The 15,029-nt window shown below is 62.2% G+C and carries 14 protein-coding genes; 13 read left to right on the top strand and 1 reads right to left on the bottom strand.

Annotated elements, in window-relative coordinates; all coding sequences use genetic code 11:
- Nucleotides 1-62 precede the first annotated feature (62 nt).
- From IZ6_RS08935 to IZ6_RS08875, 13 genes are all read left to right on the top strand, one after another.
- Nucleotides 63-1,094 carry a hypothetical protein gene (locus tag IZ6_RS08935; protein WP_222874724.1) on the top strand — a complete coding sequence of 344 codons (1,032 nt, stop codon included), beginning with the start codon at nucleotides 63-65 and terminating at the stop codon, nucleotides 1,092-1,094.
- A gap of 47 nt (nucleotides 1,095-1,141) precedes the next feature.
- Nucleotides 1,142-1,546 carry a DUF6524 family protein gene (locus IZ6_RS08930; protein WP_222874723.1) on the top strand — a complete coding sequence of 135 codons (405 nt, stop codon included), beginning with the start codon at nucleotides 1,142-1,144 and terminating at the stop codon, nucleotides 1,544-1,546.
- A 34-nt stretch (nucleotides 1,547-1,580) separates the two neighbouring features.
- Nucleotides 1,581-2,030: an HIT family protein gene (locus tag IZ6_RS08925; RefSeq protein WP_222874722.1), complete on the top strand. Its 450-nt coding sequence runs from the start codon at nucleotides 1,581-1,583 to the stop codon at nucleotides 2,028-2,030.
- 109 nt (nucleotides 2,031-2,139) lie between these two features.
- Nucleotides 2,140-3,423, top strand: coding sequence for a phosphopyruvate hydratase (gene eno / locus IZ6_RS08920; RefSeq protein WP_222874721.1), 1,284 nt, complete (start codon nucleotides 2,140-2,142; stop codon nucleotides 3,421-3,423).
- A 115-nt stretch (nucleotides 3,424-3,538) separates the two neighbouring features.
- The gene (locus tag IZ6_RS08915) at nucleotides 3,539-5,344 is read left to right on the top strand and encodes a potassium/proton antiporter (protein ID WP_222874720.1); all 1,806 of its coding nucleotides are present in this window, start codon (nucleotides 3,539-3,541) and stop codon (nucleotides 5,342-5,344) included.
- Nucleotides 5,345-5,369: 25 nt separating this feature from the next.
- A complete protein-coding gene (locus IZ6_RS08910) occupies nucleotides 5,370-5,684 on the top strand; it encodes an FtsB family cell division protein (protein WP_222874719.1) in 315 nt (104 codons plus the stop codon).
- A gap of 260 nt (nucleotides 5,685-5,944) precedes the next feature.
- On the top strand, nucleotides 5,945-7,096 hold the full coding sequence (locus IZ6_RS08905; RefSeq protein ID WP_222874718.1) for a TAXI family TRAP transporter solute-binding subunit: 1,152 nt from the start codon (nucleotides 5,945-5,947) through the stop codon (nucleotides 7,094-7,096).
- 68 nt (nucleotides 7,097-7,164) lie between these two features.
- Nucleotides 7,165-8,088, top strand: a complete 924-nt coding sequence (locus IZ6_RS08900) for a hypothetical protein (protein WP_222874717.1) — start codon at nucleotides 7,165-7,167, stop codon at nucleotides 8,086-8,088.
- Nucleotides 8,089-8,339: 251 nt separating this feature from the next.
- Nucleotides 8,340-9,371: a pyruvate dehydrogenase (acetyl-transferring) E1 component subunit alpha gene (gene pdhA, locus IZ6_RS08895; protein ID WP_222874716.1), complete on the top strand. Its 1,032-nt coding sequence runs from the start codon at nucleotides 8,340-8,342 to the stop codon at nucleotides 9,369-9,371.
- A gap of 39 nt (nucleotides 9,372-9,410) precedes the next feature.
- The gene (locus IZ6_RS08890) at nucleotides 9,411-10,835 is read left to right on the top strand and encodes a pyruvate dehydrogenase complex E1 component subunit beta (RefSeq protein WP_222874715.1); all 1,425 of its coding nucleotides are present in this window, start codon (nucleotides 9,411-9,413) and stop codon (nucleotides 10,833-10,835) included.
- A 6-nt stretch (nucleotides 10,836-10,841) separates the two neighbouring features.
- Nucleotides 10,842-12,164, top strand: a complete 1,323-nt coding sequence (locus tag IZ6_RS08885) for a pyruvate dehydrogenase complex dihydrolipoamide acetyltransferase (RefSeq protein WP_222874714.1) — start codon at nucleotides 10,842-10,844, stop codon at nucleotides 12,162-12,164.
- Nucleotides 12,164-13,603 (top strand): dihydrolipoyl dehydrogenase, encoded by a 1,440-nt coding sequence (lpdA, locus tag IZ6_RS08880; RefSeq protein ID WP_222874713.1) that lies wholly within the window; start codon nucleotides 12,164-12,166, stop codon nucleotides 13,601-13,603. The genes IZ6_RS08885 and lpdA overlap by 1 nt, the downstream gene beginning before the upstream one ends.
- 106 nt (nucleotides 13,604-13,709) lie before the next feature.
- On the top strand, nucleotides 13,710-13,967 hold the full coding sequence (locus IZ6_RS08875) for a GlsB/YeaQ/YmgE family stress response membrane protein (protein ID WP_222874712.1): 258 nt from the start codon (nucleotides 13,710-13,712) through the stop codon (nucleotides 13,965-13,967).
- 11 nt (nucleotides 13,968-13,978) lie between these two features.
- Here IZ6_RS08875 and IZ6_RS08870 read toward each other — a convergent pair whose 3' ends face one another.
- Complete coding sequence (locus IZ6_RS08870) at nucleotides 13,979-15,028, bottom strand: M48 family metallopeptidase (RefSeq protein WP_225873877.1); 1,050 nt, start codon at nucleotides 15,026-15,028, stop codon at nucleotides 13,979-13,981.
- Between the last annotated feature and the right edge of the window lies 1 nt (nucleotide 15,029).

Raw genomic sequence — 15,029 nt, 5'->3', positions numbered from 1 at the left:
TCACCCGACTGAGTAAAAGCCGGGGGGCCGAAGCATGTGCGCCTCCCTTAATGGGAGACATCATGAAAACCACCATCATTCTCACTGCGGCCATGTCCGCGGTCGCTTTTGCCGCTGCGGCGCAGACACCGCCGAAACCAGCGAAAGTCGACATCAAGCTTGTCGCGGATATGCCGTCGCTGACCAATGCGACGAAGAAAGATCTCTTCACCGCCGAACTGTCCGACAGCGCCATCGCCGGGAAATTCGAACTCAGCTGTCAGGCCGGCCGCACCTCCTATGGCGTGATCAATGTCGAGCGCGGCTGCCAGGTCGGCGGCAATGGTTCGGTGCTCGCGCCGGACGGCCGCAAGCTTCCCCGCACGCAATACAAAGGCGGGTTCTCGGTCGCGACCGGCGACGGCTCGACCGATGTCACCAAGATGGAGATCAGCTATCTCGCACTCGGCAAGGCGCCGGCTGCGAGCGAGCGTTTCAAAGGCAGCCTGAACCTGAAGCCGCAGCTCAATTCGGGCGGTGTCACGGCGCTGCGCACGGAAGTGCTGAAGAAGCTCGGCGCTGGCGGCAGTGTCATCGACGAGCGTACGGACACGATCAAGCTGAACCGCTTCTATGTGCCATCGGCAGGGCTGCCGTCCGACAAGGGCTGCTACTGGAACGGCACGCTGCTCTGGGCCTATCAGACCGAGACCTGGTACATCGATGTTGCTGCGATGTGCGACGAACAGGGCGTCGGCGCGAAGGAATACAAGTTCAAGGGCAATATGCCCTGGACCGACTCGCCGGGCGAAGAAGGCAAGCAGCAGCTCGATCTGACGCTGACCATGCCGGGCAAGGATTCGTTCGGCGATGAAGCGCTGTTTGCGAGCCAGACCGGTGACACCGATCTGTTCGCCAGTGTCGACGGCATTTCCGGCCAGATCCTGCTCGTGCCGGGGGCCGATGTGAAGGTGAAGGTCGACGGTGTTGAGGACGAGGTCCCCGGCTCCTATGAGGGCACGGGCTCGTTCACGGGCACGAGCGTCCCGCTCAATGTGGTGCGGTCCTTCGCGACCGTGCTAACCATCAATCTCTCAAGCCTGCTCGGCGGGTAACATTCCCAGGGGGCGCGTTCAGCGCCCCCTCCTTTCGGGGACATTTCATGCTGCAGAGAATTCCCTTCTGGGGCTGGTTCGTCATTACGCTGGTGTGGTGCTATCTGCTGGTCAATCCGACCGGCTTTTCGCTGACCGATCTCTGGTTGAACGCGGACACGCTGAACAATCCGATCCTGTGGCTGCTCACGCTGATCGTGACCGTGCCGCTGTTCCTCTTCATCTGGCATACGCTGAAGACCTTCAGCTTCTTCGGCTTCCTGCTTTACTTTGTTATCGTCGGCGTCTCGCTCTGGGCGTTGACGCTGCTGGTCCTGCCGGGGGACCTTCTTGAGACGGTCGGCTATTGGGGGCAGTGGGTGGCGGCGGCTCTGCTGACGCTCGGCCTGCGCTTCGGCAAGATCCGCCGCGACATCACCTCGACGGTTCCCGTCGACGAACAGGAAGAATGATGGCTCGGCTGCAACGCAAGAAGGCCTGTAACCTTTGAGCCCGCGGCACGGCAGCGGTTGCCTCTTCTGCCGCATCGCCAAAGGCGAGCTGCCCTCCCATCCGGTTTATGAGGGCGAGCGGCTCTACGCCTTTCTCGACATCAATCCGATCCGGCCGGGCCATGTGCAGATCATTCCGCGCGAGCACTTTGCGTATTTCGACGATCTGCCGGCCGATCTTGCCGCCGAGATCCTCCAGCTCGGGCAGAAGCTGTCGAAGGTTCTGAAAGCGCAATACGGCGTTAAACGCGTCGCGTTCCTGTTCACCGGCGGCGATGTCCCGCACGCCCATGCCCATCTCGTGCCGATGGTGGAGGGGACCGACATCACCTCCCGCCGCTATATCGCCGAAGAGCAGCTGACCTTCCGGCCGACACCGCGGGTGCCCGACGAGGAACTGGCCAAGACGGCCGGAACGATCCGGGCCTCGCTGGACGCGTCCTGAGACCTCCCGTCATCCCGAAGTCATAGTGCGGCATGTCCTTTGCGTCTGTGACGCGCATCGCGTAAGACACCCTAAACAATCCCGATTCAGCGCATTTTGGAGCCTTTGCATGACCGCTATCGTCGACATTATCGGCCGCGAAATTCTCGACAGCCGCGGCAATCCGACGGTGGAAGTCGATGTCGTGCTCGAAGACGGCTCGATGGGCCGCGCCGCGGTGCCCTCCGGCGCCTCGACCGGCGCGCATGAAGCGGTGGAACTGCGCGACGGCGACAAGAAGCGCTATCTCGGCAAGGGCGTCACCAAAGCGGTCGATGCCGTCAACGGCGAGCTCTATGACGCGCTCGGCGGTCTTGAAGCCGAAGACCAGGCCAAGATCGACCAGACCATGATCGATCTCGACGGCACGCCCAACAAAGCACGCCTCGGCGCCAACGCCATTCTCGGCGTCTCGCTCGCGGTCGCCAAAGCTGCGGCGGAAGCCTCCGGCCTGCCGCTTTATCGCTATGTCGGCGGCGCCTCGGCGCGCGTCCTGCCGGTGCCGATGATGAACATCGTCAATGGCGGCGCCCATGCCGATAATCCGATCGACTTCCAGGAATTCATGATCCTGCCCGTCGGCGCCTCGAGCCTCAAAGAGGCGGTGCGTTGGGGCTCGGAAATCTTCCACACGCTGCGCAGCGCGCTGAAATCGGCCGGCCACAACACCAATGTCGGCGATGAGGGCGGCTTTGCGCCGAACTTGCCTTCGGCGCCCGCAGCGCTGGATTTCGTTATGGCCTCGATCGAAAAGGCCGGCTTCAAGCCGGGCAAGGATGTCGTCATCGGCCTCGATTGCGCGGCAACCGAATTCTTCAAGGACGGAAAATACGTCTATGAAGGCGAGGGCGTCTCGCGCACGCCGAAAGAGCAGGCCGAATATCTCGCCAAGCTTGCCAAGGACTATCCGATCGTCACCATCGAAGACGGCATGTCGGAAGACGATTGGGAAGGCTGGAAGGCCGTCACCGATCTCATCGGCAAAAATTGCCAGCTCGTCGGCGACGACCTCTTCGTGACGAACGTCACGCGTCTGTCGAAGGGCATAAAATCCGGCACCGCCAATTCGATCCTCGTGAAGGTCAACCAGATCGGCTCACTGACCGAGACGCTTGCCGCCGTCGATATGGCGCACCGCGCCGGCTATACCGCGGTCATGTCGCACCGCTCGGGCGAAACCGAAGACTCGACGATTGCCGATCTTGCGGTCGCCACCAATTGCGGCCAGATCAAAACCGGCTCGCTTGCCCGTTCGGACCGCACCGCCAAGTACAACCAGCTGATGCGGATCGAAGAAGAACTTGGCACCCAGGCTATCTATGCCGGCAAGGCCGCCCTCAAAGCCTTGGCCTGATCCAAAGCTTCTCTGAAAAAGCCCGGCTTCGCCGGGCTTTTTTGTTGCGCGGACGGCCCCCGGTAGCCGAACATTGCTCCGATCCAGAACCTATCCGTTCGGGCCCGGAGCGCTGATGCAGAGCATCACACTCGTCAATTGGATTCTGTTTGCAGGTTCCGCGCTTCTCGTCGCGGGAATCCTGTCGAGCCTTGTCGCGCAGCGTTTCGGCGCGCCCCTTTTGCTCGTCTTCCTCGGCATCGGCATGCTGATCGGCGAAGACGGGCCGGGCGGGGTCGCGTTCTCCGATTTCTCGATGACCTATCTCATCGGCTCGTTTGCGCTCGCCATCATCCTGTTCGACGGCGGCCTGCGCACGCGCCTTTCGCAATTCGAGGGCGTGCTGGCGCCAAGCGCGGTTCTTGCGAGCGCGGGCGTCGTCTTCACCGCGCTGATCGTGTCGGTTCTGGCGATGCCGCTCCTGAATCTGTCTTTTCCGGAGGCACTGCTCATCGGCGCGATGATCGCACCGACAGACGCGGCGGCCGTCTTCTTCCTGCTGCGCTCCGGCGGCCTTCATCTGCACCGCCGCGTCGGTGCGACGCTCGAAGTGGAATCGGGAACGAACGATCCGGTCGCGGTGCTGCTGACGATCGTTCTTGTCGAATATCTTGCCGATGCCGGCGGCGAGACCGGCATTTTCATCATCGGAACGCTGATCTGGCACGGCGTGATCGGCGGGTTGCTCGGCCTTGCCGGCGGCTATCTTCTCGTCTGGCTCCTGAACCGCGTTTCGCTTCCGGCAGGCCTTCATCCACTGCTCGCGGTCGCTTGCGCGGTGTCGATCTTTGCGCTGGCGCAGGTCGCGCACAGTTCGGGTTTTCTGGCCGTCTATATCGCCGGTCTTGTCGTCGGTAATCGAAGGGTCCGCGCTTTTGCCTCGATCACCGACTTCCACGATGCCGCGACTTGGCTCGTGCAGATTTTGATGTTCGTTGTGCTTGGCCTTCTCGTGACGCCGTCGAACCTTCTCACCGTCATTGCGCCGGGCGTCATCGTCGCGCTGTTTTTAATGATCGTCGCGCGTCCGATCGCGGTGTTTCTGTCGCTGCAGCCTTTCAGATTTTCCGTCAACGAACGCCTGTTCGTGTCCTGGGTGGGCCTGCGCGGCGCGGTGTCGATCTTCCTCGCTGCGATTCCGACGCTTGCTGGCCTGCCGAACGGCGATCTTTATTTCAACATCGCCTTCATCGTCGTCGTCATCTCGCTCATCGTGCAGGGCTGGACGCTGACGCCGCTGGCGCGCCGTCTTGGCCTTGCACTGCCGCAGACGCGGCCAGATGTGAGCCGCGTCGAAATCGATCTGCCCGGCCAGCAGGAACATGAGATGGTCGGTTATTACATCGAGGAGGGCGCGGCCGTCGTGCTGTCGCCGGGCGCATCGCCGCGCTGGGCCCGTCCGGTCTTCGTCGTTCGCGACGACCGTATTCTCGAACCTGCCATGGCCGGCGGACTGAAGCCGGGCGATTACGCGTATTTTCTTGCGCCGCCCGAACGCGTGCGCGAGCTCGACCGTATCTTCACCGTCTCCGCCGATACCGGCGAGCACGCCAATTTCCCGCTGCGCTCGGGTGTGCAGCTCGGCGTTCTCTCGGATCTGTACGGCCTCGATGTCGAAGAGGAATTGCGCGACCGCACCGTCGCCGAACATTTCGATACCGAAGTGGACGATGAGCCGGCGCCCGGCGACAAGCTTTCGCTCGGGCCGGCCATGCTGGTCGTCCGCACGGTCAAGGACGGGCGGGTGAACGAGGCCGAACTCGAACTTGCGACGGGCTCGGCCGATGAGCCGCCCGTCGAGCCCGACCGGTTCGACCGCCTGCTGCGCAAAGCCCGGACGGGGCTGCACAAGCTCGAGGCGAAGCTCTTTAACCGCCGGTAAACCAGAACGGGGCGAGCGTCCCCAAATGGTCCGCAAAACCCGAATCCGCGCTGCCTTGATTCAGGTCAGCCTCTGGACGCTGATTGCCGCGATGATTGCCTATTTCGGCTATCACGGGGTCCATGGCGAACGCGGCCTGCGCGCCCATCGCAACTTCAACGCCGAGATCGCCGCCCTCAATACCGAGCTTTCAGGGCTTGAGGCCGAGCGGAAGGCTCTTGAGGCGAGGGTGGCGCGGTTTGCCCCGAACTCGGTCGATAAGGACCTTCTGGACGAGGAAGCGCGGGAAAGCCTTGGCTGGCTGCACCCCAATGACCGGGTCATCCCACTGTCGCAGTGATCGAAAATGATCCCGCTCGGTCACATTCTGAGCCGTCGATAAAAAAATTAACCGGCCCTTTGGTCACTGACCAATCCGGGCAATTGGTTTTGTTTTCGCCGGGTTAGATGGTTAAGCGCAACAGTAGGGTGGAAATCGTGTTTCAGCTCCGCCATACTTTCGTCTTGCTTTAAGCGATCTTTCTATGGCACGGGGAAGCCGCAGCCAAGTGTATTTTGGCCATGTCGCTCTGTTGAGTTGAGTATTCCTGGGGAGGGGAAATGCGACATATAGTTCTCAGCACCTTTGCGCTGTTGGCGCTTCTGGCGGCTTCGCCGACTTCTGCTCAGCAGAAAGCCGATCCTTCGGAGTCGCAGGCTGAGGTCAACCTCAAGGAAAAGAAGAACGCTTGGACGATGGGCATATCGGGCGGCATGCTCGATACGACCAACATGCGTTACGCTGACGAGATGGGCAAAGTGCTCAACGACGGCGATGAACTTCGCATCCTTCCCATCATCGGCTTCGGCGCGACTTCCAATCTCGAAGATCTTCTGTACCTGCGCGGCGTCGATGCTGCCTTTACGCAGTCGGATGTCTTCGAATACTTCGCGAAGGAAAAGGGTCTCGGCAATCTTGAGAACCGCGTGCATTACATCGCGCGTTTCCCGATGGCCGAACTGCACTTCATCGCGTCGAATAAGTACAAAACCTTAGAAGACCTGCGCGGCAAGCGCGTTTCGTTCGGCCCGAAGGGCACGGCTGCGTCTCTGACCGCCAACATCGTTCTCGAACGTCTCGGCATCCAGGTGGACGCGGTCTATCAGGATCACCGCACCGGCTTCGCCGATCTGAAGTCCGGCAAGCTCGACGCGCTCATCCGCTGCGCCGGCAAGCCGCTCGGCTTCGTCAAAGACATTCCGGCGGATGCGGGCCTGCATCTTCTTCCGGTGCCGTTCAACGAAAAGCTCGCGGACTATTACACGCTGAGCGAACTCACCTCCGAGCACTATCCGAACCTGATCGCGCCCGGCCAGACGGTCGATACGATCGGCGTGGCGACTGTGCTTGCGGTCTATAACTGGCCGAAGAACACCTACCGCTATAAGCGCGTCGAGCGCTTCGTCGAGCGTCTGTTCCAGAACTGGGACAAGTTCCACGATCCGGCGTTCCATCCGAGCTGGAAGGACGTCAACCTCGCGGCCACCGTTCCCGGCTGGCGCCGTTTCGACGTCGCCGAAAAGATGCTGCGCCAGGCCGGCAATACGGGCGGCGATCCGCGGCAGAATCTCAGCGCTGACTTCCAGCGCTTCCTGGACAATTCGGGCGGTGCCTTGGCGCCGAAAACGCAGGCCGAGCGCGATGCGCTCTTCCGCGATTTCATGGCCTGGCATGCACAACAGAATGCGAAGGGCGGTACACGCTCCAACTGAGATCGTTTTGAGGAGACGCAATAGGTTTGAGGACTTCGGGCGCCCCGCGGGCGCCCAAGGGGGATGTGATGAGTGAACCCTTGAGCAATTCGACGCCGGAAGAGGTTCTTCCGTATGCGCCGAAATGGGCCAGCCAGTCCGGTTACCGGAACCAGCAGCCCAATGTCGCCTATGACGTGTTCTCCGAACAGGAGAACCCGAGCTATCGCTCTATGGCGGAGCTTTTTTCGCCGCAGGCGGCCCAGACAAAGAAGAAGTCCAGCCACACCACGAAAATGCTGATGCGCTTCGGCGCGGTGGTCGGCATTGCCGGCGGCGCGCTCGCGCTGTTCGTCGGCTATATCGCCACGCAGCCCAGCGGCACCGAGAACGGTTCGCGCTTCAAAAGCGTGACGTCCGCGGTCGCGACGGTTCAGGCGGCGCTCGCGCCGTCGTCCGCGCCGCAACAGCATGTCGATCGTGCGCCGCCGCCGGTCGTGGCCGCGCCCGAGCCTGTGGCACCGCCGCCGGTTGCCGCAGCGCCGATCGTGGCTCCGCCTGTGAAGGCTGCGCCCGCCGCCGATGTCGCCTCTGACCGTGGTGCGGCTCCGCTGCCGCCGCCGGCTGCACCGGCGCCGATCCAGGCTGCGCCGGTCGTGCCCGAAGCGCCGAAACAGGTCGCTACGCTGTCGATCCAGCCGCTGGCAGAACCCGCGCCGGTTGTCCCGCAATTGACCGCGGGCGAACTGACCACGCTGATGGCCCGCGGCCGCCGCTTCGTCGAAAGCGGCGACTTCTCCTCGGCGCGTCCGGTCTACCGGCGTGCGGCCGAAGCCGGCTATGCGGAAGCGGCCCTGGCTCTTGGCGAAACCTACGATCCGCGGGCGCTCCAGCAGCGCGGTGCGGTCGGCATGAACGGCGATCTCGTTCAGGCCCGCAAATGGTACGAGAAGGCCAAGGAGCTCGGTTCGCTCGAAGCGCCGACCCGTCTTGAGCGTCTGCCGCGCAACTGAGCGGCGAGACTCTGTAAGCACACATCTAAGTGCCGTCCCGTCAGGGACGGTACTTCGCCGGACAGCTATGCCACCGGCGCATGACGGCTTCCGTCACACTTTCCTGTAACGCCTTGATTCTCTTGGTCGGACAGCCAGTTCTGGTGAATCTGGCGGCATCTCGCTTTTGCCGGTTCCTTAAGCTAACGTCTGCTCAAAATAGAAGCGCTCGAAACGGCCGCAACGCCCAAAAAATCAGGGAGCTCATCCGCATGGCCGCATCCGCTGCCAAGCCTAAAGCCGCCAAGCCCGCTTCGGGCACGGCGCTTTCCAATTCTGTTCCGGACTTCACCAAGGACGAGGATCTCGCGGCGTTCCGCGACATGCTCGCCATACGTCGTTTCGAGGAGAAGGCCGGCCAGCTTTACGGCATGGGCCTGATCGGCGGCTTCTGCCACCTCTATATCGGCCAGGAAGCGGTCGTCATCGGCATGAAGATGGCGCAGACGGAAGGGGACCAGCTGGTCACCTCCTACCGTGACCACGGCCATATGCTGGCCGCCGGCATGGACCCCAACGGCGTCATGGCCGAGCTGACGGGCCGCAAAGGCGGCTATTCACGCGGCAAAGGCGGCTCGATGCACATGTTCAGCCGCGAAAAGAACTTCTATGGCGGCCACGGCATTGTCGGAGCGCAGGTCTCGATCGGCACCGGGCTCGCCTTCGCCAACAAGTACCGTGAGAACGGCAATGTTGCCGTCACCTATTTCGGCGACGGCGCGGCCAATCAGGGCCAGGTCTATGAGAGCTTCAATATGGCCAAGCTCTGGAAGCTGCCCGTGATCTATGTGGTTGAGAACAATCGCTACGGCATGGGCACGTCCTATACCCGCGCCTCCTCGACAACCGACTTCTCGCAGCGCGGCCGCTCGTTCGACATTCCGGGCGAGCAGGTCGACGGCATGGATGTGCGCGCGGTGCGCGCCGCCGGCCAGCGCGCCGTCGATCATGCGCGTTCGGGCGAGGGCCCCTACATTCTCGAAATGCAGACGTACCGCTATCGCGGGCACTCCATGTCCGACCCGGCGAAATACCGGTCGAAGGAAGAAGTGCAGAAGATGCGGGATGAGCACGACCCGATCGAGCAGGTCCGCAAGCGCGTGCTTGAAAATAAATGGGCGAGCGAAGACGATCTGAACAAGATCGACAAGGATGTGCGTGGCATCATGGCCGCCGCCGCCGATTTTGCGACGAACGATCCCGAGCCCGATGTGTCGGAGCTTTGGACCGATATTCTCGTCTGATAATTCCGCCCATTGGCCGACCTAAGGTAGTTTGTTCGCATGCCGATCGAAGTCCTCATGCCTGCGCTGTCGCCGACGATGGAGTCGGGCAAGCTCGCCAAATGGCTGAAAGCCGAAGGCGACAAGGTGAAGTCCGGCGATGTTTTGGCCGAAATCGAAACCGACAAGGCGACGATGGAAGTTGAAGCCGTCGATGAAGGCACGCTCGGCAAGATCCTGATCAAGGACGGCACCGAAGACGTTGCCGTCAATACGCCGATCGCGATCCTGCTCGAAGAGGGCGAAGACGCCTCCGCTGCGTCCGCCGCCCCGAGCAATGGCGCCAAGGCCGAAAAGCCCGCCGCCGAAAAGAAGGCCGAAGAATCGGCGCCGCCGGCAGCACCCGAAAAGGGTCCCGCGCCTGACAAGGCGCCGTCGGCTGTTGCCGCGCCGCCGAAACCGCAGATCGAGCCCGATCCGGAAGTTCCGGCCGGCACGGAGATGGTGCGCCAGACGGTGCGCGAAGCGCTCCGCGATGCGATGGCCGAAGAGATGCGCCGCGACGGCGACATCTTCCTGATGGGCGAGGAAGTCGCCGAATATCAGGGCGCCTACAAGGTTTCTCAGGGCCTGCTCGAAGAATTCGGCGCCAAGCGCGTCATCGATACGCCGATCACCGAGCACGGCTTTACCGGCATCGGTGTCGGTGCGGCTCTCGCCGGCCTCAAGCCCATTGTCGAATTCATGACCTGGAACTTCGCCATGCAGGCGATGGACCAGATCATCAATTCGGCGGCCAAAACGCTGTACATGTCGGGCGGCCAGATGGGCGCGCCGATCACTTTCCGCGGCCCGAACGGCGCGGCGGCCCGAGTAGCGGCCCAGCACAGCCAGGATTTTACGGCGTGGTACAGCCAGGTACCGGGGCTCAAAGTCATCGCCCCTTACACCGCCGCAGACTTCAAGGGCCTTCTGAAGGCCGCTATCCGGGATCCGAACCCGGTCATCTTCCTCGAAAATGAAATCCTGTACGGACAGAGCTTCGACGTTCCGAAGCTCGACGATTTCGTGCTGCCCATCGGCAAGGCGCGCATTGCGCGCGCGGGCTCGGATGTGACGCTCGTCTCCTTCTCCATCGGCATGTCCTACGCGCTGAAAGCTGCGGAAGAACTCGCAGGGCAGGGGATTGAGGCGGAAGTCATCGATCTGCGCACCATCCGTCCGATGGATATCGAGACGGTTATCGAGTCAGTCAAAAAGACCGGCCGCTGCGTGACCGTCGAAGAAGGCTGGCCGCAATCGGGCGTCGGCTCCGAGATCGTCGCGCAGCTGATGGAAAAGGCCTTCGATTATCTCGATGCGCCGGTTCTGCGCGTCACCGGCAAGGATGTGCCGATGCCTTATGCGGCGAACCTCGAAAAGCTCGCTCTGCCGTCCGTGGCTGAAGTTGTCGAAGCGGCGAAAGCCGTTTCCTATCGCGGGTAAACGGCCATGCCGATCAACATTCTGATGCCCGCACTGTCGCCGACCATGGAGCAGGGCAACCTGGTCAAATGGCTCAAGAAAGAGGGCGACAAGGTCAAATCCGGCGATGTCATCGCCGAAATCGAAACCGACAAAGCGACGATGGAAGTCGAAGCGGTCGATGAAGGCACGCTCGGCAAAATCCTTGTTCCGGAAGGCACGAACGATGTGGCGGTGAACCGCCCGATCGCCGTGCTGCTCGAAGAGGGCGAAGATGCGAGCGCGGCGAGCGCGCCCGCCGCCGCGCCGAAAACTGAAGCCAAAGCCGAAGCTCCGAAGGCGGAAGTTCTGAAAGCGGCTGAAGCGCCAAAACCCGCTCCGGCGGCGGCGACCGCTCCTGCCGCAGCTCCGGCTCCCGCACCGAAGGCAAACGGCGCTGCCCGCGTCTTTGCATCGCCGCTGGCGCGCCGCATCGCCAAAGATCGTGGCGTTGATCTCGGAGCGATCTCCGGTTCCGGCCCGCATGGCCGCATCGTCAAAAAGGATGTCGAGACGGCGCAGCCCGGCGCCGCGCGTCAGGCGCCTGCAGGCGCTGGCGGTCTGCCGCTGATGCCGGACGATCAGATCCGGGCGCTGTTCGAGCCCGGCTCCTACGATGTCGTTCCGCATGACGGCATGCGCCGCGTGATCGCAACGCGCATGCAGCAGTCGATGATCGTCGTGCCGCACTTCTTCCTCGCGGTCGATATGGATGTCGGCCCTCTGCTGCGCATGCGCGAGGAGATGAATTCTTTCGCGCCGAAGGAAGACGGCAAGCCGGTGTGGCGCGTTTCGGTCAACGATCTTGTCGTGAAGGCCTTCGCGCTGACGCTGAAAAAGCATCCGCAGGGCAATGCGTCGTGGACGGAAACCGGCATGCTGCGCCACCACAATGTCGATATCGGCATTGCGGTTGCGATCCCCGGCGGCGGTCTGATTACGCCCATTCTTCGCAATGCGCAGGACAAGTCGTTGCAGGAGCTGTCGAAGGAAAGCTCCTCGCTCGCCAAGCGCGCCCGCGAAAAGAAGCTGAAGCCGCATGAATATCAGGGCGGCACAACAGCGATCTCCAATCTCGGCATGTATGGCGTCACGAACTTCACCGCGATTGTGAACCCGCCGCACTCGACGATCCTTGCGGTCGCCGCGAGCGAAAAGCGCGCGGTCGTCATCGACGACAAGATCGAGATTCGCACGATCATGACGGCGACCTTGTCCTGCGATCACCGCGTGCTCGACGGTGCGGACGCCGCCGAGATCATGCAGACGCTCAAAGGTTACATCGAAAAGCCCGTCGGGCTGGTGATCTAATGGCCGAGAACGAGTTCGACATCATCATTATCGGCGGCGGGCCGGGCGGCTATGTCGCCGCAATCCGCGCCGCGCAGCTCGGCTTCAGGACGGCCGTTGTGGAGCGCGAGCATCTCGGCGGCATCTGCTCGAACTGGGGCTGCATCCCGACGAAAGCGCTGCTGCGCTCGGCGGAGATCTTCTCTTACTTCGGTCACGCCAAGGATTACGGCCTCACGGTCGAAAAGTTCGGGTTCGATATCGCCGCCATCATCAAGCGCTCGCGCGGCATTGCGGGGCAGATGAATACCGGCGTGCAGTTCCTGTTCAAGAAGAACAAGATCGCGACCATCTGGGGCGACGCCAAGCTGAAGAAAGCCGGTGAGATCGCGGTCACCGCGCCGACCAAAGGCGTGCTCGGCCCGGCGATTGAGGCGCCGAAAGGCGCGCTTGGCGCGGGTACCTACAAAGCTGCGCACATCATCGTTGCGACCGGCGCACGTCCGCGCGTCCTGCCGGGTCTTGAGCCCGACAAGAAAAAGGTCTGGACCTATTTCGAAGCGATGAACCCGGACAAGTTTCCGAAATCGCTGCTCGTTGTCGGCTCCGGCGCCATCGGCGTCGAGTTCGCAAGCTTCTACCGCTCGCTCGGTTCCGAGGTGACGATCGTCGAAGTCCTGCCGCAGATCCTGCCGGTTGAAGATGCGGATATCGCCGCCTTTGCCCGCAAGCAGTTCGAGAAGCAGGGCATCAAGATTCTGACCGGGGCCAAGGTCACGAAGCTCGATAAGAAAGCCGATGCCGTGACCGCGACCATCGAGGTCGGCGGCAAGACGGAAACGATCACCGCCGAGAAGGTTATCTCGGCTGTCGGCGTCGTCGGCAATATCGAAAATATCGGCCTTGAAGCAGTCGGCGTCAAAACCGATCGTGGCATCATCGTCACCGACGGTTACGGCCGCACCAACGTCAAAGGCGTGTACGCCATCGGCGATGTCGCGGGTCCTCCGATGCTCGCGCACAAGGCCGAGCATGAGGGCGTCACCTGTGTCGAGATGATCAAGGGCCTCAAAGTCCATGCGCTCGACAAGGCCAAGATCCCGGGCTGCACCTATTGCCACCCGCAGATCGCCAGCGTCGGCCTGACCGAAGCGAAGGCGAAAGAGCAGGGGCGTCAGGTCAAAATCGGCCGCTTCCCGTTCATCGGCAACGGCAAGGCCATTGCGCTCGGCGAAGCGGACGGCATCTGCAAGACAATCTTCGATGCCAAGACGGGCGAGCTTTTGGGCGCGCATCTGTCGGGCGCGGAAGTCACTGAGCTTATCCAGGGCTTCGTCATTGCAATGAATCTGGAGACGACGGAAGAAGAGCTGATCCACACGATCTTCCCGCATCCGACCCTCTCGGAAACGATGAAGGAAAGCGTGCTCGACGCCTATGGCCGCGTCCTGAATATGTGAGCAGCTACGCCGGGTTGCGAAGAATTTTTCGCTCCCCGATGCATCCATGACCTTGATTGCGGCGTTGTCCTGCCGACATTGGGGTTCCCCCTAAGAGGAGGCGTAAATGGAAGGCGTTGGTTGGTTTGCAACAATCGTGATCGGCATTCTTGCGGGCTTCATCGCCGAGAAGGTGATGAGCCGCAGTCACGGCCTGATCACCAATCTCATCGTCGGCCTTGTCGGCGCGCTGCTCGGCGGCTGGCTCGCCGGCGTCCTCGGCATCGCGTTCCACGGCTGGTGGGCGAGCCTTCTCGTCTCGTCGGTCGGCGCGATCGTGCTGCTTTTCCTTCTGGGCATCTTCCGAGGCCGTCCGTCGGCCTGAGCCCTCGGGACTTAGCTCTTGCAGATATCCTTGAGCGCGTCCCATTCCGCATCGGTCAGAAGCGCGGGTCCGGTCGTCTTGACGTCAGACTGCCGTATCCGCGCGAGCCGCTCCGAACTCACCGGATGGCTGTCGAGGATCGTCGCCGTCTGATCACCGGTCAGCCTTTTCAGGAATTCACCCAGCGGCACGGGTGAGCGGCCGAGTTTGGTCATCGCTTCGACAGCGAAATCGTCGGCTTCGGTTTCGGCATCGCGTGAATGCGATGCGTCGAGAAGAGACTGCGCGGCGAAGATGACCGCCGTCGAGCCGGTGATGTCGCCGAACAGAAGGCCGAGCAGATAGGATGTGCCGCCGGTCTGGATGAGTGTTTCCAACCCGTGCCGGTGCCGCGCATGACCCACTTCATGCGCCATGACGCCGGCGATCTCGTCGACGCTCTCGGCCTTCTCAAGCATGCCTTTGAACAGATAGACCTTGTCGCCGGGCAGAGTGACGGCATTGACCATGTCGAGCGAGAGCACTTCGGCTTCGACCGGGTGCCCGCCATTGATCTTCTGCATCAGTTTTGCAAACGCCCGGCGGCCCTGGATGCCGGAGCAGGTCTTGGCGCCGGTGAGGCTGAGAAACTGGCTGTCCACGGCCTCGCCGAGCCGCGTTTCGAGATCGCGCGGCACGAGCGGCGTCAGGCGCTCGGCGACGAACGGGATGCCATAAAGGATCATCAAAATAATCGAGGCGATGGCTGCGAGCGACCAACCGATAATGCGTACGGTCTGCCGCTTTTCCTGCAGATGCTCAGTCTTCGGCAAGAGAGCGTTCAGCCGCTCGGCCGTCGCTGCGTCGTCGATATCGATGCGCGCCAGCGGGGGTGCTGAAATCGAAGTGAGACGCAGCGCCATGTCGCCGTCGACCCGGCGGATATCCTGGAACACCCAGGCATCGAGCACCACGCCGTCTTCGACGATGTCCAGCTTTTCGCCAGCTTGAAGTTCCACTCTGTGCTTGCGGTTCGACGCCCCGTCGTAGAACACCGCAAGCATGGGCGCATCAGCGGACATT

The organism is Terrihabitans soli (genome assembly GCF_014191545.1).
GTDB classification, from domain to species: Bacteria; Pseudomonadota; Alphaproteobacteria; order Rhizobiales; family Methylopilaceae; genus Flaviflagellibacter; species Flaviflagellibacter soli.
The sequence above is the reverse complement of the archived record's forward strand: the minus strand, read 5'-3'. Positions and strand labels throughout refer to the sequence as shown.

Bases quoted from the DNA above. Each gene is read 5' to 3' on its own strand.
- eno (WP_222874721.1), top strand. From the start codon at position 2,140: ATGACCGCTATCGTCGACATTATCGGCCGCGAAATTCTCGACAGCCGC.
- IZ6_RS08890 (WP_222874715.1), top strand. From the start codon at position 9,411: ATGCCGATCGAAGTCCTCATGCCTGCGCTGTCGCCGACGATGGAGTCG.
- pdhA (WP_222874716.1), top strand. From the start codon at position 8,340: ATGGCCGCATCCGCTGCCAAGCCTAAAGCCGCCAAGCCCGCTTCGGGC.
- IZ6_RS08910 (WP_222874719.1), top strand. From the start codon at position 5,370: ATGGTCCGCAAAACCCGAATCCGCGCTGCCTTGATTCAGGTCAGCCTC.
- IZ6_RS08915 (WP_222874720.1), top strand. From the start codon at position 3,539: ATGCAGAGCATCACACTCGTCAATTGGATTCTGTTTGCAGGTTCCGCG.
- IZ6_RS08905 (WP_222874718.1), top strand. From the start codon at position 5,945: ATGCGACATATAGTTCTCAGCACCTTTGCGCTGTTGGCGCTTCTGGCG.
- IZ6_RS08870 (WP_225873877.1), bottom strand. From the start codon at position 15,028: ATGTCCGCTGATGCGCCCATGCTTGCGGTGTTCTACGACGGGGCGTCG.
- lpdA (WP_222874713.1), top strand. From the start codon at position 12,164: ATGGCCGAGAACGAGTTCGACATCATCATTATCGGCGGCGGGCCGGGC.
- IZ6_RS08935 (WP_222874724.1), top strand. From the start codon at position 63: ATGAAAACCACCATCATTCTCACTGCGGCCATGTCCGCGGTCGCTTTT.
- IZ6_RS08900 (WP_222874717.1), top strand. From the start codon at position 7,165: ATGAGTGAACCCTTGAGCAATTCGACGCCGGAAGAGGTTCTTCCGTAT.
- IZ6_RS08930 (WP_222874723.1), top strand. From the start codon at position 1,142: ATGCTGCAGAGAATTCCCTTCTGGGGCTGGTTCGTCATTACGCTGGTG.
- IZ6_RS08885 (WP_222874714.1), top strand. From the start codon at position 10,842: ATGCCGATCAACATTCTGATGCCCGCACTGTCGCCGACCATGGAGCAG.
- IZ6_RS08875 (WP_222874712.1), top strand. From the start codon at position 13,710: ATGGAAGGCGTTGGTTGGTTTGCAACAATCGTGATCGGCATTCTTGCG.